Below are 21202 nucleotides of genomic sequence, written 5' to 3'. Positions count from 1 at the left end.
CATAAGTCTTTTCATATATTTGTAAGCATGAAAACCTTCCCAAAACGACTTACTGAAAAACTTAAAAAACGTGAAGAAGAACACGCTTTGCGACAACTTAATAATCAAGATCAATTAGTAGATTTTTCTTCGAATGACTATTTAGGGTTTTCAAAAAATGAAACTATTTTTAATGAGACTCATGAGTATTTAGTTGGTCATAACATCAAACAAAATGGTGCAACAGGATCGAGATTATTATCTGGCAATCACAATTTATACCATCTTGTAGAAACGGTTTTATGTGAATTTCATCAATCAGAAGCCGCATTAGTATTTAATTCTGGTTACGATGCTAATATTGGGTTCTTTTCTTGTGTTCCACAGCGACACGATATCATACTTTACGACGAATTTGTTCATGCCTCTATTCGAGATGGTATAAGCATGAGTCATGCCAGTGCCTTCAAATTTAGGCATAACGATTTAAGTGAATTGGATACTTTATTAAAAAAGTATTCAGATTCCGTAATCGATTCCAGTATATCTATCTATGTAGTTACAGAATCTGTGTTTTCAATGGATGGCGACTCGCCTCATTTGGAGACTCTCGCACAACTTTGTACAAATTATCATGCGCATTTAATTATTGATGAAGCTCATGCGGTAGGTGTATTTGGTGATCAAGGGAAAGGGCTTGTTCAAAAACTCGAGCTTGAACGTCAAGTATTTGCTAGAATTATAACCTTTGGTAAAGCTTTAGGTGCTCATGGCGCAGCTATTTTAGGAGGCAGTCAATTAAAATCTTATTTAATAAATTTTTCGCGTAGTCTTATTTACACAACCGCTCTGCCTCCGCATGCTTTAGCAACAATTAACGCGTCATACCTTGAATTGATTAAAGCAGATGCAACAAAAAGACTACATGAAAATATTAATCATTTTATAACTGAAGTCAAAAATCACGATTTAGAGACTTATTTTATTCCTAGTAATTCTGCTATTCATTGCGCTATAATTCCTGGTAACGAAACAATTAAACAAATCGCTCATGAAATTCGTGATAAAGGATTTAACATAAAACCCATACTATCGCCTACGGTTCCTAATGGCCAAGAGCGCTTACGATTCTGCATTCATAGTTATAATTCTAAACAAGAAATCTCGGAAGTCTTAAAGGTGTTCGCTACTTTTGCACGTGTATGAGTGACATGTTTAAAACCTTAGCAAGATTTCAATATTCTTCAGAAGCGCAAATTATAAAAGGTCGTTTAGAAGCCGAAGGTATTGAGGTGTTTCTACAAGATCATTTAACAATCGATACTGATCCGTTGGTTAGTAATGCTATTGGAGGTGTGAAACTAAAAGTTTTAACTCAAGATGTATTGAAAGCTAAACACATTTTAAGTTCCATTAACCAATATTCATTGGATGATGATGGCAATCCGATTGTTTGTCCAGAATGTAAAAGTGATAAAATCGAACTATTTTCAACCATTAAAGATGCAAAGGCTTTTTTCGCCTTTATTTTCGGATTTGTATTTGGAACATTACCATTTCATACACGACATAATTATAAATGTGAAAATTGTAAGACCGAGTTTCCTATTAAATGAAAAAACTATTTATAACTGGTATATCAACTGATGTTGGCAAAACTATTGCTTCTGCAATAATTACTGAAGCTTTAGAAGCCGACTATTGGAAGCCCATTCAAGCTGGTGATTTAGATAATTGTGATACTAAAAAAGTACAAAGGCTAGTTTCTAATTCAAAATCAAAGTTCTTTGATAATAGCTTTGCTTTAAACACACCTATGAGTCCGCATGCTGCGGCTAAAATTGATGGATTGAAAATAAATTTATCAGATATAAGTGAACCAAAAACAAAAAACCATTTGGTTATTGAAGGTGCTGGTGGTTTATTAGTTCCTTTTAATGAGAAACAAACCATTCTTGATTTAATACAGCCTGATTATAAAGTGATTGTAGTTTCTAGACACTATCTAGGTAGTATTAATCATACGTTGTTAACGGTTAATCTGTTAAAAGAAAAAGGGTTTGATGTTTCAATAATCTACAGTGGTGATAAACATGAAACAACCGAAGATATCATTCAAAAAATGACTGGAGTAAAAGTCATAGGACGTATAGCTGAAGAACCTTATTTTGATAAAAATGTAGTTAAGGAATATGCCAATCAATTTAAAGTTCAATTAAATAACCCATGAGTTTAAGCAATCGCGATAAAAAACACCTTTGGCACCCCTTAAAGCAGCATCAGTTACAGCCTGAAAGCATTGCCATTGTAAAAGCCAAAGGCTGCATATTAACAGATGAAAATGGTAATGAATACATTGATGCCATTTCATCGTGGTACACCTGTATGTATGGGCATTGCAACGACTATATTATTGAAAAAACTTACGCTCAAATGCAACAGCTAGACCAAATTATGTTTAGCGATTTTACACATGAGCCAGCTGTTAAACTATCGGAAGAACTCATTAAAATTCTTCCCAAAGGTCAAAATAAAATTTTCTTTAACGACAATGGTTCTACAGCAGTTGAAGCTGGTATAAAAATGGCTTTACAATATTACTTTAATAAGGGCGAAAAACGGTCAACATTTATCGCTTTTGAAAATGGTTTTCATGGTGATACGTTTGGTGCTATGAGTGTTTCTGGCTTATCGGTTTACAATGGTCCTTTTGAAGATTTCTTAATTGATGTCATACGTATTCCTACACCCAATGGAGAAAATCACGAGATAATTTTAAACAACCTAAAAGAGATAACTACTAATCATCAAGTAGCTGCATTTATTTACGAACCCATACTGCAAGGTGCGGCAGGTATGACCATTCATGATACCAATGGTTTAAACGACATTTTAAAATTCTTTAAAGAGCAAAACATTCTGACTATTGCCGACGAAGTCATGACTGGATTTGGTAAAACTGGAAAGAATTTTGCTTCAGATTATATTGAGACCAAACCGGATATTATGTGTTTAAGTAAAGCCTTGACTGCTGGATTAATTCCAATGGCTATAACATCATGTACGCAAGATATTTACGATGCCTTTTTAGGTGATGACATGGCAAAAGGTTTTTTTCATTGCCATACCTATTCAGGAAATCCTATAGCTTGTGCCACTGCACTTGCAGGAATAGAACTGTTACAATCTGAAGCTATTCAAAATAATATTAAGGAAATAATTAAGTCACATCGTGCTTTTAATAACACAATCAAATCGCATCCAAAAGTACAATCTACTAGACAACTTGGTGTTGTCTATGCGCTAGACCTTGACACTAAAATGGAGCGATATGGTAGTTTACGTGATAAACTATTAAAGTTTTTTATGGAACGTGGTGTCTTTTTAAGACCATTAGGAAATACTATTTACATTCATGTGCCTTATGTAATTTCAAAGACTGAATTGGAAAAAGTTTATTCTGCAATTACAGAAGCTTTAGATTCCCTCTAAAGATTTATCCAACAAATTGATTTCTTCTTGTGTATCTTTAATAATGACATAAAGTTCTTCATAACTCCAGTCGCCATCATATTTGTCGCCTTTTAATACAATAGTGCCTTTTCCTTTCTCACCTTCAACAGGGATTTGTAAATCGGCGTGACCTTCATTGTTTTTCAAAGAAATATCGCCTTTAAACATGCCATCAGATTCAATGTTCTCACCTAAAGCAGCAACCACTTCTGTGTTATTATTTGCCAATTCAATGGCATAAGCATAAGGCGTACTGTTTTTTAAAGCTTTACTAACTCCAAAAATAGCTGCACCAACTCCAAACACAAATAGTAAAATTACAGTTAAACAGCCTCCTACTGGAATGACCCATGGCCAATTTCTTGCGAACCAACTCTTTTGTTTTACTGTTTCCATATTTCTTGTCTTTATTAAATATAAGTATTTCGTGATTAGTTTTTGTTACATTTCAATAAAACTTACTTTTGCCAAAAGCTTTTATTCTTGCAAAAACCCATATCCATTGTCGCTATTCAATCACTTTCTCCATTAGGTAAATCTCTAGCGGAAAGTTGGAAATCCTATCAAAATAATCAACATTATTTTTCTGAAGAAAAAGGGAATTTAGTTGCGCGCTTGGCAAAGGATTCTCAAGAAGAAATTAAAAAGTTACGATTATCTGACAGTAAATATAAATCATTGGATGATAGTGTTTTATTTGCCATTTATTGTTCTCGAAAAGCAATTGAACAAGCGCATTGGAAAGCTTCAGATAATTTCGGGATTAATATAGGTTCTTCGCGAGGAGCTACCACGCTATTTGAATCCTATCATAAAGATTTCCTTGAAAAAGAAAAAGCAAAACCTTTAAGTTCGCCAACAACTACATTGGGAAATATTTCATCTTGGGTTGCCCACGATTTACAAACACAAGGTCCTGAAATTAGTCACTCTATTACCTGTTCAACTGCCTTGCATGCCATGCTTAATGGCATTGCTTGGATAAACGCTGGTATGTGCTCCAAGTTTTTAGTAGGAGGTAGCGAAGCACCTCTTACACCTTTCACTATTGCACAAATGCAAGCCCTGAAAATTTATGCAAAAAAACCTACCGACTTTCCCTGTCTAGCATTAGATTCTCACAAAAAAAGAAATACCATGATTCTAGGGGAAGGTGCATCAATGGCTTGTTTAGAATCAGGAAATTCACAACATGCTTTAGCTAAAATAATTGGTATTGGTTATGCCACCGAAGTTTTAGAACATAACGCTTCATTATCTGCAGATGCTCTTTGTTTTCAACGTTCTATGTCAATGGCAATTGGTGATTTTAATACAAATGATATTGATATTATAATTACTCATACACCAGGAACAATTAAAGGCGACAAAGCAGAAGTTAATGCTATACAAAAAATATTTTGTAACAAAATTCCTTCATTGACTACTAATAAGTGGAAGGTTGGACATACACTAGGCGCTTCAGGTATGTTGAGCATAGAAATGGCAATTCACATGTTAAATAAACAGCAATTCCTTTCTGTTCCTTTTATTGAAAGTACTATACCACAATCCATTAACAAAATACTAGTCAATGCTGTTGGATTTGGAGGCAATGCAGTAAGCATTTTACTTTCAAAATAAATATTGTATGACAATGATAAAGGTCATATATTTCATAAACTTTTAAAACTTCAACACGATGCTAGAATGGTTTTCAAATTTAGAATTCTTTCCTAAAATTTATTGGAGCATTGCTTTAGTAGGCTCTTTAATTTTAGTTATTACATTAATCTTAACGTTTATTGGTGGTGATGTTGATGACATAGGCGATGTTGACACAGATATTGAAAGCGATATTGGAATTGGCTTTCAGTTTATCACCTTTAAAAATCTTGTTGGGTTTTTTACAATCTTTGGATGGAGTGGTATTGCATGTATAGACGCAGGCTTAACTAAACCCATTACAATTATTATTTCAATTATATGTGGACTCATCATGATGACCATCATGACTGCCATGTTTTATTATATGCGAAAACTTAATGATAGTGGCACTTTAGATTTTAACAATGCCAAGAATGCCGTTGGGGAAGTGTATTTAACCATTGGAGCCAATCGAAGTAAAATGGGCAAAGCCCATGTAAGAATTCAAGGTGCTTTACGTGAGCTTGAAGCATTAACAGATTCTGAAATAGATTTAAAATCAGGAACCGTTATTAAGGTTAAAGATGTAACCGATAACGGAATATTAATCGTAGAACCGTTAAATAAATAATACTTATGTTACTAATAACTCAAGAAGCCTTCGATTTGGGCTTGCCTATGGCACTCATTTTTGGTGTGCTGTTTATATTCATCTTTTTAATTGTATTAATCAGGCGTTACAAGCGTTGCCCTTCAGACCGTATTTTAGTTGTATATGGAAAAGTAGGTGGTGGTCAATCTGCTAAATGTATTCATGGTGGTGCAGCTTTTATTTTACCGGTTATTCAAGATTATGAATTTTTAGACTTAACGCCTATTTCTATAGAGGTTAACTTGATCAATGCCTTAAGTAAACAAAATATTCGTGTAAATGTACCATCACGATTTACAATTGGTGTTTCTACAGAGCCTGGTGTGATGCAAAATGCTGCCGAACGTTTGTTGGGACTTGCTTTACCAGATATTCAAGAGCTTGCCAAAGAAATTATTTTTGGTCAACTACGTTTAGTTGTTGCATCAATGGATATAGAAGAAATTAATAATGATCGTGACAAGTTCCTTACCAATATCTCGCAAAGTGTTGAAACCGAATTAAAAAAAGTAGGTTTAAAATTAATCAACGTAAATATTACCGATATTGTTGATGAATCCGGTTATATTGAGGCTTTGGGAAAAGAAGCTGCTGCGCATGCTATTAATGCGGCTCGTAAATCGGTTGCTGAAAAAAATAGAGATGGATCTATTGGTGAAGCGAATGCTGTACAAGATGAACGTACGCAAGTAGCCGCTGCTAATGCTCAAGCCGTTGAGGGTGAAAACACGGCAAAAATTGCAGTTGCAAATTCAGATTCTTTAAGACGTCAACGTGAAGCAGAAGCGGAACGTGTTGCAATAGCATCAGAAAAAGTTCAAAGCGCAAAAGCTTTAGAAGAGTCTTATGCCGCTGAAAAAGAAGCAGAAACAGCAAGAGCAGAACGTGAACGCTCATCTCAAATGGCTGATATTATCGTACCTGCTGAAATTGATAAGAAAAAAGTTGAAATAGATGCCGAAGCTGAAGCCGAGCAAATTAGACGTCGCGCTAAAGGTGAAGCAGATGCCATTCTCTTTAAAGCTCAAGCTGAAGCTCAAGGTATTTATGAAGTACTAACCAAGCAAGCAGCTGGTCTTGATCAAATTGTAAAGGCAGCTGGTAATAATTCTAAAGATGCTGTGTTACTTTTAATTGCGGATAAATTACCAGAGCTGGTCAAAATGCAATCTGAAGCTATTAAAAACATTAAGATTGATAAAGTGACTGTTTGGGAAAACGGGAATGGTAAAGATGGCAAATCTTCTACTGCTAATTTCTTATCAGGCATGTACAAATCGGTTCCACCATTACAAGAAATGTTTAATATGGCTGGTATGGAATTACCTGAATATTTAAAAGGCAAAAAGCCTGACGATTTAGAAAAGTCATCAACTGAAGATGTTGATAATTCCGAGGATAAATAATAGAACGAAAATTCCGCAGTAGCTGCGGAATTTTCTACTTTTACAACTTTAATATGACTATGAGTAATACAAGACACAATTGGACAAAAGAAGAAATTCTAGATATTTATAACAAACCCTTTATGGAACTGCTTTATGAAGCAGCGACTGTACATAGAAAATACCATGACCCAAATACAGTTCAAGTGTCCACATTGCTATCAATAAAAACAGGAGGTTGTCCTGAAGATTGTGGCTATTGCCCTCAAGCAGCGCGTTACCACACAGATGTTGAAGGTAACGACTTGATGTCTGTTCAACAGGTGAAAGCACAAGCGCTTCGCGCCAAAGCTTCAGGAAGCTCCCGTGTGTGTATGGGTGCCGCTTGGCGAAATGTGAAAGACGGTCAAGAATTTGATGATGTTTTAGAAATGGTGCGTACTATTAATAAACTAGACATGGAAGTTTGTTGTACATTAGGTATGCTTACAGAAAATCAGGCACATAGATTAGCCGAAGCAGGCTTATATGCTTATAATCATAATTTAGATTCTTCAGAAGAATATTATAAAGAAGTCATTTCAACACGTGGTTTTGAAGATCGTCTCCAAACCATTGATAATGTGAGAAAAACGAATGTAACCGTTTGCTCTGGTGGCATTATTGGAATGGGAGAAAAAACAGAAGATAGAGTAGGTATGCTTGTTGCTTTAGCAACTTTAAATCCACAACCAGAGTCTGTGCCTATTAACGCCTTGGTCGCAGTAGATGGTACACCTCTTGAAGATCAAGAACCAGTTTCTATTTGGGATATGGTTCGTATGGTTGCTACCACACGCATTGTGATGCCTGAAACTCAAGTACGGTTAAGTGCTGGTAGAACACAAATGAGTCGTGAAGGCCAGGCTATGTGTTTCTTTGCTGGAGCCAATTCTATTTTTGCTGGTGATAAATTATTAACCACACCAAATCCAGACGTGAATGAAGATATGGAGATGTTTAAAATGCTTGGACTGAATCCGCAGAAGCCATTCATCAAAAAAATGCAGCCAAATACAGTTGAAGCTGAAGATTCAAAATTTCAAGCTTTAGGCGAAAAACCTAAGTGGTCAAGACCAGAACATAAAATTGAAAGAAACGAAGAAGCAAAAGAAAAAGCCAAAACTTTGCGATAGTTTTTATTGAATGCTTAAGATATTAAGTATTTCTTTTCTATTTAATTAAATTTGACAATTAATACTATAACCACCTTGGCATTAAACCTTCAAGATATTCCTCGCGTAAAAACAATTTCCAAGGAGGATTTTATTAAGAATTATTACAAGCCACAAAAACCTGTAGTTATTGAGGAACTTACCTTCAATTGGCCGGCCTTTTCAAAATGGAGTTTAGACTATATGAATGGTGTTGCAGGTCATAAAACTGTTCCGTTATACGATGACAGACCTGTAGACTACAAGGAAGGTTTTAATGAAGCTCATGCCAAAATGAAGATGAGTGATTATATTGACTTACTTAAATCTAAACCAACTAAATATCGTATTTTCCTCTGGAACATACTAAAAGAAGTTCCTGAACTTCAGCAAGACTATAGATTTCCTGAATTGGGATTAAAATTTATGAAAGGACTTCCTATGTTGTTTTTTGGAGGAAAAGACTCGCATACCTTCATGCATTACGATATTGATTTAGCAAATATCTTCCATTTTCATTTTCAAGGTGAAAAAGAAATTATTTTGTTTGACCAAAATCAGAATGATTTTTTATACAAAGTACCTCACGCACTTATTACCAGAGAGGATATTAATTTTTCAGATCCAGATTTAAAAAAATGGCCAGCTCTAAAACGTGCAAGAGGTTACAAAACTATTCTAAAACACGGCGAAACGCTTTATATGCCAGAAGGCTACTGGCATTATATGAAATATAAAACTCCTGGTTTTTCAATGAGTTTAAGATCCATTCCAAAAAATCCAAAAAATCTTGGTAGAGCAGTTTACAATGTTTTTTTTATGAGAAATTTTGACAATTTAATGCGCAGAATAAAAGGACAAAAGTGGATTGACTGGAAAAATGAACAAGCAATTTTAAGAACTAACAAATACATTTTATAGTATCTTTGTCACTTAAAAAATAAAACAAATGAAAAATTTATTATTTATAGTTTTAGTGCTTACCGTTTCTTTTGCAAATGCTCAAGCTTTTTCAGGAAAAGGTGATCAAAAATTACAAATTGGTGCCAATTTCCAAAACAATGCAACAGGACTCAACATGAGTTTTGACTATGGTTTAGGCGATAATATTTCAATTGGTGTTTCATCAACTTATGCACTTGGTATTTCAGGTGACTTAAAAGATGATGTTTATGTTGGAGGTCAAAAAGTTGTAGAAAAAGCAGATTTTACTGATCGCTTTGATTTAAAAGCACGTTTTAACGCTAATATTGGTAACGTTTTGAACATTGATGATAATTTTGATTTGTATCCCGGTTTGAGTTTTAGCCTTAAGAATTTTGGTGGTCATGTAGGCGCACGTTATTTCTTTTCATCTGGCTTTGGTATATTTACTGAAGCACTATTCCCAATTGCGAAATACAATACTGATTCCTTAACACCAGCTGAAAAGATAAACAATCAATTTGCAGTGAATGTGGGTGCTGTTTTTAACCTTTAATAGTCACCCTTTCTTCGAGAATCCTTCGAGAGTTGTTCGAGAAAATGGTTGTTTCAGGACGTTTCCCAGAAGGGTTCTCAAAGGAATCTCGAACAAAACTCCTAAAGAGCTACATTTCAATTATTTTATTAATTGGTTGGTCGCTTCATAAACCAAATGGCTTTCCCAACCTCTATATAGCAAATAATCGGCTAGTTTTTTGCGTTTTTTCCAAACATTGGTTTCGGTGATTGTGTCCGCTTTTTTTTGAGCCAATTCTTGAAATGTGTTTAAATAGTCTGAATCTGAAATATCCTTGAATGCTTCCCTGATATTGTAAGTGCTAATATCTCGTTTTTTTAGTTCCATTTCTATGCGCTTGCGTCCCCATTTTTTTACTCGAAACTTTCCAGAAGTAAACGCTTTAGCAAATCGGGTTTCGTTTAAAAAACCGTGCTCCAATAGGTGTACAACCACAATATCTATAGCTTCAGGAATCATGCGCATTTTCACCAACTTCTCACGAACCTCTTTGTGGCAGCGCTCCTGATAAACACAATAGTTTTCAAGCGTTCGCTTGGCTTCTTCTAACGTATATGTTTTGCCTTGAATCATGCATACAATATAGTAACAATTTGTTAACAAGTAAGAAACTGTAAATCATTGTTTTATTAGCAATTAGCCTTATATTTGTAAGCTGCTTTTATGCATTAAAAAATTAATTTAACCCTATGATTAAGAAGTACTCCCTCGTATTTTTAGCCTTTTTTAGCGCGATACTGTTTGGGTTTGGGCAAAGTGATATTATTATTAGTCAATATATTGAAACTAATTCTGGTTCTACACCTAAAGGGCTCGAGATTATGAATGTTTCTGGTTCGGATATTACTTTTAGTGCCGCTAATAATTTGCAGATATACCAAGGGACAAATGGGGCTTCATGTAGCGCAATCGGTGGTACAGACACTGATTCCGGGATATTGAGAGCTAATGAAGTTTGGGTGATTGGAACAAGTGATCTTGTGGCATATGCAAATATTAATGGCACTAATTTAAGTGGAACAACTGAATTCAGTTTTTCTTTCAATGGAGATGATGCGCTTCAAGTTCGTTTAGGAGGAGTTATCCAAGATCAATTTGGTGTTTGTGGTTCAGATCCAGGTTCTTCATGGAGTGGAAGTGGTGTTTCGACTGCAAATAATAATTTACAAATACATAACGGGATTTGTGATGGAGATATTGACGGTTGGACCGATCCAAGCACTAGGTTTGATCAAATTTCAGGTGGGTCAACTATGACTGGATTTGGATCTGTTTCTCATACTTGTAGTTCAACATTCTCGGTAACCTACGAAGGCAATGGTCATACAGGAGGAAGTGTTCCTACTGACGGTAATGTCTATAATTCTGGTGATACAGTTACAGTTCTAGGAAACACAGGTTCTTTAATAAATACATGTAACACTTTTAATGGTTGGAATACTTCGTCTGATGGTTCTGGCACCAACTATGTTGCTGGAAACACCTTTACCATAAACGCTAATACAATATTATATGCGCAGTGGTCACCAACTGGAAATACGGTAACTTTCAATAGTAATGGAGGATCAGGTACAATGGCTAATCAAATTAATTGTGCTCCTACGAATTTAGACACTAACTCGTTTACCTACTCTGGTTTTACCTTTAACAGTTGGAATACGGCAGCTGATGGCAGTGGTACAACCTATGCTGATGGTTCTGTTTATAATTTTTCTGCTGACATTACATTATATGCCCAATGGGATGTTTTTGTTGGACCATGTGCTAGTGAATCTTTTGTTAATTCAGGTAATAGCAGTTCTTATGGCACTGAAACTTGGACTGGCGATGATGGTATTGATTGGACAGCGACCGATTCAAGAACTGATCAAGACCTTAATGGACAAGAAGCTGTGATGTTAAGAAATGGATCTCTTACGAATGTTACTTCTTTCCCAAACGGATGTGGTGTTATAACGTTTGATTATGCTAGAATTTATACAGGTAATTCAACTTTACAAGTGTGGATAAATGGCATCCAATATGGTGGCGATATTACTGTTAGCAACACCAGTTCATCCACCTTTAGTACAACCGTTAATGTTTCTGGTTTTATAGATGTAGAATTAAGAAATAGCGGCAACAGGACACTTATTAATAATTTAAGTTGGACCTGTTTTTCTTGTAGTTCTCCTAGTGATACTACATCATTTACAGCAACAAGTGGCTGTACTGGAATAGATTTGAGTTGGGATTTGCCTGCCTGTGCCGATGAAGTTTTAATTGTTGCTAGGCAAACAAATGCCGTAACAGCTTCACCAACTGGAGATGGAACTGCCTACACCGCAGACACACAATTTGGTAATGGTACAGCCATTCTAGCTGGTCAATTCGCTGTTTACAAAGGTACGGGTATTTCTGCAACTATTACTGGCTTATCTAATGGTAACACGTATCATTTTACTATTTTTTCAAGAGTTGGCACTATGTGGAGTACTGGTGTTTCTGATTTTGAAACTGCCAATCTGAATGTTGATAATGTAGCCTCTTTTAGTAGTTATAACAGTTGTGGCGATATTGCCCTGACATGGTCTCTTCCTGTATGTTATGATGAGGTTTTAGTAGTGGCTAGGGCCAATAATCCTGTTGCAGCAGGAACGCCAACTGGAGACGGGACTTCCTATACATCAGATCCTAATTTTGCCGGAACTGGCTCTAACCTTTTATCAGGAAAGGTCGTTTTTAAAGGTACAACCCCTCCAGAAACCATAACTGGCCTTACTAATGGTGTTACCTACCATTTTAAAATTTTTACACGGATTGGAACTTCTTGGAGTTCAGGTATAACCTCTTCAGCTACTGCTGTTAGTTCAGGAGGTTCTGGTCCAACAACATTCATACCTGGTGATTTAGTTTTTGTAGGGTTTGATAGTTACGCTGGTCCATCTACCAACAGAGGAATAGATAGATTTTCCATTTTGAATATGGTCGACATTGGTGTTGGAACTGAATTTACAATGGCTAATTTATTATACGAATACAACGCTCCTGCTGGTATAAGTACTGGAAGATGGTATGACTGTAATGATGATTTTGATGAAGCTGGAGAACCTCCTTATGCTACTTTGCAGTATAACGGTTGTTCCGATATTCCTAAAGGTTCCATTATTTGCCTTGAAACTAATAGTTTTCCTGCCTATATTTCTTCAATCACGGTAAACGGTGTTGATGCTACAAGTGATTTTACTGTACTTGATAATCCATCACACGATAATGATAACCTTGCTGGAAATATTAGTACCTCTAGTCCAGATGCTATTTGGTTAATGCAAGGTACTTTCACTGATGTAAATTCTGAACCTGATGGCCCAGATACAGCAGATTCAGATCCAGATAATTTTAGAACATTTAATGGCGTTGTTTTAGGTGGTTTACAAACCAAAGGAAATTTTCAGCCGTTTTCAGTTGCTGGAAATGCTGGAGGGACTAGAGTATCGAGAATACATCCAGATATTGAATGTGTGTATTTAGAAACTGGTACTACATCAAATGACAGATTTTACGGATATCATAACAACATGACTTCAGGTACACATTATGCATTATTAGCTGATATTACTAATGTATCTGGTAATTGGGTATTACAAAGCGCTAGTTCTGGACAAGAAGGTGATGATATTTCATTCTTATGTAACAGTTCTTATACAATAACTGGATCTGCAAATATAGCCGGTCATTGGATAGGTGGCGTGAGTACTGATTGGTTTGATTGTAAAAACTGGGAAAATTTTTCAGTTCCTAAACGAGATACCAATGTAATTATCGATAATGCCTCAACAACATATTGTGATATTGATCATACCTCGCCTAATGCTGCTAAATATGGTTATGTGGCCGATTGTCAAGATTTAACCATTAGTGATGAAAAACTGAACATAGATTCAGATTTAGATATATTGTATGTGAGGAATGTTACTATTCAAGGAACTGGTTCATTGGATATGAATCATGATGGTGTTGGAACTCCTGGAAGTATTATTTACCTATATGAAGATTGGACTAATAATATAGGCGTCAACGCTTTTGATGAAGGTAATGGTCGTGTAGTATTTACCGGAGATCCTTTGGATGGACCTCAAGTAATTAATAATAATGTACCTACCAATACCGAAGAATTTTACAATGTTACACTAGACAATAATTTCGATACAAGTACATCAAACAATCTTCATGCTAATGGAAGCTTAATTGTAGATCCAACTAATAATGTTACAGTAACTGATGGACGTTACATTTATGTAAATAATGACTTTACAAATAATGGTGTGTTTAATATAAACAACAACGGTTCTCTGGTTCAAGGAAGTGACACTGGTATTAATACTGGTAATATTAGCGTGGAAAGATCAGCTTCAGTTGATGCTCAAGACTACGTATATTGGTCCTCGCCAATCACTAATATGAATGTTAATAATGTTTCACCGAGTTCGCCAACAAACCGAATTTATAAATGGAATCCTACCTTTGCCAATACCAATGGTACTTTTGGTAATTGGGTTTCGGCTGCTGGAGAAACTATGCAAGAAGGTGTAGGCTACATCATTAGAGTACCTAATGGACAAACAGCACCACCTATGCCTGGTGATTTAAATTTCACAGCTAACTTTAATAATGGCATTCCTCATAATGGACCTGTCCCAACTCTACAAGTCACAAGAGGAGCTATTGCTGGTAACGACGACCAGTGGAATTTAATAGGAAATCCTTATCCTTCGGCTATTGACGCTTATACATTTTTAGATCAAAACAGTAGTGTTCTCGACGGATTTGTTAATCTCTGGACTCATGGCAATCCGCCTACTGGAACTACTGATCCTTTTTATTATGATTTTGGGTCTAATTATTATGAAAGTGATTATTTAACCTATAATGGTATGGGAATGTCTAGTGGACCTGGAGATTTATATATAGCTTCTGGTCAAAGTTTTATGGTTAACATGCTAGAAACTGCCCCATCTCCAAGCAATATTGTGTTTAGTAATACCATGAGAGGTGTTAATCATGATAATTCTCAATTTTATAGATTAAATAATTCTCAAAAAAATAGTAATTATAGAAATGCTGAAAAGCATAGAATTTGGTTAGATCTTATTTCTGAAAACCAACCTGCAAATCGTATTTTAGTTGGTTATGCACAAGGAGCAACACAGGATCAAGATAGAATGTTTGATGCTATTTCTGATAACCTGAATTTTTATTCTTTGATTGAAAACAAGGCTTTTGTAATTCAAGGGCGAGGTCTTCCTTTTAATGAATCTGACATAATTCCTTTAGGTTTTAAAAGTATTTCACAAGGGAATTATATAATTGCAATTGCTGATTTAGATGGTATGTTTGACCAAAACAATCAAACAATTTATTTGAAAGATCATTTATTAGGAATTACTCACAATTTGAGAACTAATCCTTATAGTTTTGTAACTGAAGAAGGCGTCTTTGATAATCGATTTGAAATCGTATTTAGAGCTAGTGCCTTATCTATAGACGATTTAAATTTTGATTCAAACAACATTAGCATCATTGAACTTGATAACGACTATGTGAGGTTTAAGGTTCATTCCAACAATTTATCAATTAAGAATATAAAAATTATTGATTTAACAGGTAGATTAGTTTATAACTTGAATGGTCAAAACAGTAGTGAAACATTCAATCTATCAAATTTAGGAAGTTCGACTTACATAGCTAAAATAACTCTTTCAAATAATCACGTTATTCATAAAAAAGCCATAAAAAAATAAGCTGTTAGAAACTAATTAGTTCAAAGCCTTAATCCTTATTAAGGCTTTTTTTATAAGGTATAATTCAATGACAAGATAAAATTTCTGCCTGGAGATGCGATACCAGATGAATAGGTTTTGTATCGTTGATCTGTAATGTTTTCTAAACCTAAAACAACACGCAAATCACTATTAAACTGATATTGGGTTCTTAAGTTTAAAGTGTACCAAGATGGCGCATAAGGGTTTCCATCGTCATCTTTTGCATACAAATAGTCTTTTTCCTTTTCAGAAGGTGCCAACTGATTATAGGACAATTCACCATTGTAATTAATAAATCCATCAATCATAAATCTGTTTTTATTAAATATAAGATGTGTATTCCCGAAATTCGGGGCTACATGTCTTACTGGCACTTCAATACCATGGTCTTCCTCTGAACCTCCAATAACGTTATATTGAGATGTTAGTTTTAAGTTATTGGAGACATTTATTTTAAGCCCAAATTCAAAGCCGTAAATCCATGCTTTAGAAGCGTTTTGAATAGCTTGTACATTACTCAATTCTCCATCGTAAATAATTTCTGATTCGCCATTAATTGTATAATCTCTTCGAACCAAAGCGTTGTCCAAAAATGTGTAATATGTGCCTAAATCTATAATAACAACATTTTCAAAATTCAACATTAATCCCAATTCTCCGCCGTAGGCATACTCGGGCTTTAAATTATCATTTGGTACTACAACGGAACCTGGTTCAGAATCAAATACTTTTCCAATGTCATCAATATTCGGTGCCCTAAACGCCGTTGAAGCATTTAACTTCCATTGTATTGTTTTATTTGGTAACCAACTAATTCCTGCTGTCCCAGTTAAAGCACCAGAATTAATTTTGGTTGAATCAAATGGCAAGTTTAGATACTGATTGTTTTCAGTGAAATCTGCTTTTGCAAAGACCTGATTATACCTTAAGCCTGATTGAAAAATAAATTTTGAAGTAGGTTTGTATTTTAGACTTGTGTAAACAGCTGCCGATTGCCATGTAGAACCATCTGGGTATCTTGAAACCGTTGGACTAACTAAATTATTATTGACGTTCTTTTCTTGCCCGCTTGAATTAACTAAATTATAAACATATTCAAATCCATAAAACAATTCCGTTTTAGGGCTTATCTGTTTTTCTAAATCCATATTAAAAGATACGGCATTAACCGCTTCTTCCCTGATATTTTCTATTTCAGATTGAAAATCACGATCATGTCTACTTTCTTTAAAGTTTTGAAAAGCAACAGTAGTTTGTACCTTATCATATAAATTGGAACGACTTCTTAATTTGGTGTATTGAAAATTAGCCATTAACCATTGTTGCGGTCCATAATACCATTCAGCCGAACGTAAATTATCATCTTGATAACGCAATAACCTATCATATCTTGAATAATCTGATGTATGAGAAAAGTATAATCCCAAATCAAGGCTTAAATCTTCTTTGGGTTCATACCTTACTTTTTGCATTAAATTATATTGATTAAATCCTGTTGGCACCTGAACCAAAGGGTTTTCATTAGCTACAATTGTATCAATCCCATCAATAATTTCAACGTATTCAGGTCTTAAATATTCATCTGGCCCATTGCTTCCCATCCTTAAATCATCATAATCGCTGTAACTAATACTAGTTAAAAAAGCCCATTTTTTCAAACCAAAATTTAAATCCACATGTCCTGTTTTTTCAAAATTTGCTGAAGCATACCTAACTGATGTATTTGCTTTAAAATACAAATCATCCTTGTATGAAAGTTGAGGTTTTTTAGTATAGAAGCTCATAACGCCTCCTATAGCATCACTTCCGTAAACCACTGATCCAGCACCAAGTGTAATTTCAGTATTTTGAACTGTAAATGGATCAATAGATATGACATTTTGAAGGTTACCAGATCTAAAAATAGCATTGTTCATCCTTACACCATCAACAGTAATCAAAAGTCTATTGGTTGAAAATCCACGAATCATCGGACTACCACCTCCAAGCTGACTTTTTTGTATAAAAACATTCCCAGTATTCTCTAACAAATCTGCACTTGTCTGTGGATTGGAAAATTGAATATCTTTTGAAGTAAAGTTTATGATTTTTTGTGGTATGTCCCTAGAGTTTTGCTCAAATTTTGATGCTGAAATAACAATTTCATCCAAATCAACTCGACTTGTTAGATACACTATATTATTCGCCCTAACAACTTCAGATTTCAAAATTTTAACCTGAATGTAGGAGCTGTTTTTAAACGTAAGCATTTCATCATTTTCAAATATGTCTAGTGACGCTTCACCATCTATATTTGTTTGAGTTGTCTCATGTTCGCCAACTATGATTACTCCTGCTAAAGGTATATTGGTGTCATTTTCAATGACCTGAACCGTTTGGGAAAAAGCCTGAAAAGAATAAATGGTACTTAAAAATAGAAACAGAAACTTTAATTTCATATTTAAGAATCTCATTGGTTTTTTAGTTGAATACTTGGTTGAAAATGTCCAAGGATTTTGGTTTTTTAAAATACCCTAAATGCAACTCAAAATACACTAACAACATGTTTAAAAAATCGCGTCTTTGTGCTCCATTTAAATGTAACTGATTTAAGGCATCAAATTTCATGCCCAAGAGCTTATTTAAAATAATATTGTTTTGGTCTGAAATAGTATATTTATCAATAACATCTTTTTCAAAAGCACCTATTTGTAAATTAAAAATTGCCTTGGGATTGGTTGTGATTTCTGGATAAAAACCAAGGTATTTAGTAAGCTTCAATAAAAATAATAAATGAAAATTAGAAAAGACTTCCTCCGCATCTAACCATTGCAATGCTGACTCTATGTAATCAAACAAAATGGTATTCTTTTCTTCTTCTTTTAGTACTCCGTTTAGGACTTCGGCAATAAATAATGCCATAGCACTCTTTAAAATATTAGTATGAAGTGTTTTGTATATAAAACTTGACTTCACTTCATTAATATATTGCAGTGATTGATTTTGTTTGTAATTCTCTTCTATAAATAATTGAGACAATGGTTGATAATAGGCAATTGTTTGTTTCTTTTTACTCTTAAACGCATTTCGAATCAAATAACTTGTAACACCTCGTTCTTGGGTGTAACATTTTACGATTAAATCATTATCACGATACCTAATTTTAGATAATACAATGACTTTACTTTTGGTTAACATTATCTAACGACCATTACCTTTAATACTTTCGTTTCAAACGTGTCTAAATCAGATAGCATGATTAAATAAACCCCTGAAGAAACCACATTGTTCATTAGGTTTTTTCCATTCCAAAAAGCAACACCTCCATCAATTTCCAAATTATAACCTTTAAATCTTAAATTAGTTCTAGATTGTGCTTCAGCCACCAAATTTCCTTCAATATCTGTTATCTTGATATTCACGTTTTCAGATATTCCTTTTATTTTTACTTTTTTGTCTGTTATATCAAATGTTGGTCGTACTGGGTTTGGATAAACAAATGCGTTTTCTAAACTTTCTTGGGTTTCAGATCCACCAGCTTTAAAGGAAACCAAACCTCTATCAGTTGCAATATAGATAATACCATTTGACCCATCAATTGAGGTATCAATTACATTGTTTGAAGGTAAAGGAGAATTGTCTTTAGTAAAATGATACAACGTTTGTTGTCCATCAGATGAAAAATAAAATAATCCAGATCCAATTGTGCCAATCCATTTATTATTTGACCCATCTACCTCAATATCAGAAATAGGTTGTTGGAACAACAACTCTTTTGGCACGCCATCCTCTAAAATAATTATTTCTTGAGCTTGTATATTATCATCAGTAAAAAAATTGGATGTATTATAAAGCACTCTCAATCCGTTAGTAGTGCCCATCCACATTTGATTTCGTTTATCCAGAGCCATACCAGTAACATAATTAGCAGGCATGTTTTGATCTTCTCCCATTAAACTCTTGAGTTTTACTCCTGAATTATTTTCGTTAAATCCGATTAGCCCAAAATTATAACCACCAATCCATTTTGTGCCGTTATTATCTATAATAATATTGCTATAACCCCATTCATCATTGGGATCTTGAATTAAACTTAAAAAATCATATCGCTGCCATTGTTCTGTAGAGGGGTCATAAGACTTAAGTGGCTTACCAACTCTAGCTGTCATAGTCCATAAGATACCATTTCTGTCAAACGCTGAAGCACATTGCCTTATCAAGGGGTAATTATTACTACCTGGTTCATTTTCTGGCTCTAATCCACTATTGAAATTATTGAATAGCACTGTTGATTGGTCATCATTAATTTCTAATACACCATCCGCGAAAGAACTGATAAAAACTTTCGAGTTATTAAAGGGATTAATCGCCGTTCTATTTAGGTTTCTTGCACCAAGTAAGCTATCAAACGGAATGTTTATCCAAGAGCCTTGATTCAAGTGGCTTACACCTCTGCTTCTTGGAGGAGACCAATTATATGATATATTATACTCTCCAAAAGTTACCCACAAATTATCAATAGTAGCATCTACGCTAAATGCATTATTCAATAAGGGCCCTTGGGGATGAATTTCCTCAAAATCTAATGGGTTCAATATTGGATACTTTAATATCCCGAAGTTTTGAGTACCTATATAAACAAATTCTCCTATTGAAGTGGCGGAAGAAAATTCAGTTTCTAAATTAATATCAACATCTATTTCTACAATATTAGTAAAATTGATATCATACATATAAACCTTATCTAGAGTAGTAACAATTAGATAGTTGTTTGCTACTCTAACATCGATAGGTCGCAAATCATATTGAAATAAGTCAAAGAATACATCGTCAATAATTTCAGCAATAAATCTATTGAATCTTTGTATGAATAGCCTGTTTTCAAAAGTTTCAATAGCTATATTATTACCTCCTCTTACTGTTTCCCATTCTTGAAAATCAACCAGATCATTACTAGATTGTAAAGCTTTTTTTAGACCATTACCATCTTGACATGCGGCATAGATATAGCCTTCAAAAACAGCTGTTTGTTTTACAATTATTTGAGCACCACCATTACCCATAAAGTATGTGTCTCCAAATTCTAATCGAGTTAAATCATAAACCGAAATACCATAATCTGTAGCGATATAAATAAGACCTTCATACTCGTTGAAATGATTAATGTTTTTATCATTTGGTGGTATTGTTGGTTTGTCTAATATATCAACAATAGTTAATACGTTATCATCATTGTCAAAAACAATTTCCATCAAACCATTTTCATAACCTATAATTAATAGTTGATAGGCTTCACTGTAATGTATTTGCGATATGGTTTCTCCGGATAGTCCATTAATTGTTGATAGCGTTGTGGTTTCCTGGGTTTGAGTATCATACACAAAAACAGCATTTTCTGCTGCTGCATATAATTTATTGTTTCCACTTGACACATCTTTAATATTTAAATACGAAAAATGTCCTTGCCATTCACTTGAAAAATCTTGTGAAAATCCTGTAATTGGAATTATCAAAATTATTAAAATTACTACCCTTTTAATCATACTCATATACATCTACTTTCAAATATATCT

16 protein-coding genes are annotated in these 21202 nt (G+C 34.4%); 11 read left to right on the top strand and 5 right to left on the bottom strand.

Annotated elements, in window-relative coordinates:
• Positions 1–27 precede the first annotated feature (27 nt).
• Genes C1S72_RS08890 through bioA form a run of 4 tightly spaced genes read left to right on the top strand, consistent with a single transcriptional unit; the run spans position 28 to position 3471 of the window.
• Positions 28–1185 (top strand): aminotransferase class I/II-fold pyridoxal phosphate-dependent enzyme, encoded by a 1158-nt coding sequence (locus C1S72_RS08890; RefSeq protein WP_104735257.1) that lies wholly within the window; start codon positions 28–30, stop codon positions 1183–1185.
• On the top strand, positions 1182–1595 hold the full coding sequence (locus tag C1S72_RS08885) for a putative signal transducing protein (RefSeq protein ID WP_104735256.1): 414 nt from the start codon (positions 1182–1184) through the stop codon (positions 1593–1595). Before C1S72_RS08890 ends, C1S72_RS08885 begins: the two co-directional genes overlap by 4 nt.
• Positions 1592–2209, top strand: a complete 618-nt coding sequence (bioD, locus tag C1S72_RS08880) for a dethiobiotin synthase (RefSeq protein ID WP_104735255.1) — start codon at positions 1592–1594, stop codon at positions 2207–2209. Before C1S72_RS08885 ends, bioD begins: the two co-directional genes overlap by 4 nt.
• Complete coding sequence (bioA, locus tag C1S72_RS08875) at positions 2206–3471, top strand: adenosylmethionine--8-amino-7-oxononanoate transaminase (RefSeq protein WP_104735254.1); 1266 nt, start codon at positions 2206–2208, stop codon at positions 3469–3471. Before bioD ends, bioA begins: the two co-directional genes overlap by 4 nt.
• Here bioA and C1S72_RS08870 read toward each other — a convergent pair.
• The gene (locus tag C1S72_RS08870) at positions 3457–3888 is read right to left on the bottom strand and encodes a cytochrome c oxidase assembly factor Coa1 family protein (protein ID WP_104735253.1); all 432 of its coding nucleotides are present in this window, start codon (positions 3886–3888) and stop codon (positions 3457–3459) included. The genes bioA and C1S72_RS08870 overlap by 15 nt on opposite strands.
• 87 nt (positions 3889–3975) lie before the next feature.
• On the opposite strand from C1S72_RS08870, the gene C1S72_RS08865 reads away from it, so the two are divergent.
• From C1S72_RS08865 to C1S72_RS08840, 6 genes are all read left to right on the top strand, one after another.
• A complete protein-coding gene (locus C1S72_RS08865; RefSeq protein WP_104735252.1) occupies positions 3976–5115 on the top strand; it encodes a beta-ketoacyl synthase N-terminal-like domain-containing protein in 1140 nt (379 codons plus the stop codon).
• 58 nt (positions 5116–5173) lie between these two features.
• A complete protein-coding gene (locus C1S72_RS08860; RefSeq protein WP_104735251.1) occupies positions 5174–5749 on the top strand; it encodes a hypothetical protein in 576 nt (191 codons plus the stop codon).
• A gap of 5 nt (positions 5750–5754) precedes the next feature.
• A complete protein-coding gene (locus C1S72_RS08855; RefSeq protein WP_230401605.1) occupies positions 5755–7176 on the top strand; it encodes a flotillin family protein in 1422 nt (473 codons plus the stop codon).
• Positions 7177–7235: 59 nt separating this feature from the next.
• On the top strand, positions 7236–8330 hold the full coding sequence (gene bioB / locus C1S72_RS08850) for a biotin synthase BioB (RefSeq protein ID WP_104735250.1): 1095 nt from the start codon (positions 7236–7238) through the stop codon (positions 8328–8330).
• A gap of 75 nt (positions 8331–8405) precedes the next feature.
• Positions 8406–9269 (top strand): cupin-like domain-containing protein, encoded by an 864-nt coding sequence (locus tag C1S72_RS08845; protein ID WP_104735249.1) that lies wholly within the window; start codon positions 8406–8408, stop codon positions 9267–9269.
• A 28-nt stretch (positions 9270–9297) separates the two neighbouring features.
• Positions 9298–9828 carry a DUF6646 family protein gene (locus C1S72_RS08840; protein ID WP_104735248.1) on the top strand — a complete coding sequence of 177 codons (531 nt, stop codon included), beginning with the start codon at positions 9298–9300 and terminating at the stop codon, positions 9826–9828.
• 120 nt (positions 9829–9948) lie between these two features.
• Here the strand turns inward: C1S72_RS08840 and C1S72_RS08835 are convergent, their stop codons facing one another.
• Entirely contained in the window at positions 9949–10422 is a 474-nt protein-coding gene (locus tag C1S72_RS08835; protein ID WP_104735247.1) for a regulatory protein RecX, read from the bottom strand.
• A gap of 116 nt (positions 10423–10538) precedes the next feature.
• On the opposite strand from C1S72_RS08835, the gene C1S72_RS08830 reads away from it, so the two are divergent.
• Positions 10539–15629 (top strand): InlB B-repeat-containing protein, encoded by a 5091-nt coding sequence (locus C1S72_RS08830; protein WP_104735246.1) that lies wholly within the window; start codon positions 10539–10541, stop codon positions 15627–15629.
• 50 nt (positions 15630–15679) lie between these two features.
• Here the strand turns inward: C1S72_RS08830 and C1S72_RS08825 are convergent, their stop codons facing one another.
• Genes C1S72_RS08825 through porZ form a run of 3 tightly spaced genes read right to left on the bottom strand, consistent with a single transcriptional unit; the run spans position 15680 to position 21178 of the window.
• A complete protein-coding gene (locus tag C1S72_RS08825) occupies positions 15680–18088 on the bottom strand; it encodes a TonB-dependent receptor plug domain-containing protein (protein ID WP_104735839.1) in 2409 nt (802 codons plus the stop codon).
• 22 nt (positions 18089–18110) lie between these two features.
• Positions 18111–18827 (bottom strand): DNA repair protein RecO, encoded by a 717-nt coding sequence (gene recO, locus C1S72_RS08820; RefSeq protein WP_104735245.1) that lies wholly within the window; start codon positions 18825–18827, stop codon positions 18111–18113.
• On the bottom strand, positions 18827–21178 hold the full coding sequence (porZ, locus tag C1S72_RS08815; protein WP_104735244.1) for a type IX secretion system anionic LPS delivery protein PorZ: 2352 nt from the start codon (positions 21176–21178) through the stop codon (positions 18827–18829). The genes recO and porZ overlap by 1 nt, the downstream gene beginning before the upstream one ends.
• Positions 21179–21202: the final 24 nt, after the last annotated feature.

Origin of the sequence: Hanstruepera ponticola (assembly GCF_002940745.1) — a bacterium.
In the GTDB taxonomy this organism is placed as follows: domain Bacteria; phylum Bacteroidota; class Bacteroidia; order Flavobacteriales; family Flavobacteriaceae; genus Hanstruepera; species Hanstruepera ponticola.
This window is presented reverse-complemented; position numbering and strand designations above follow the sequence as displayed.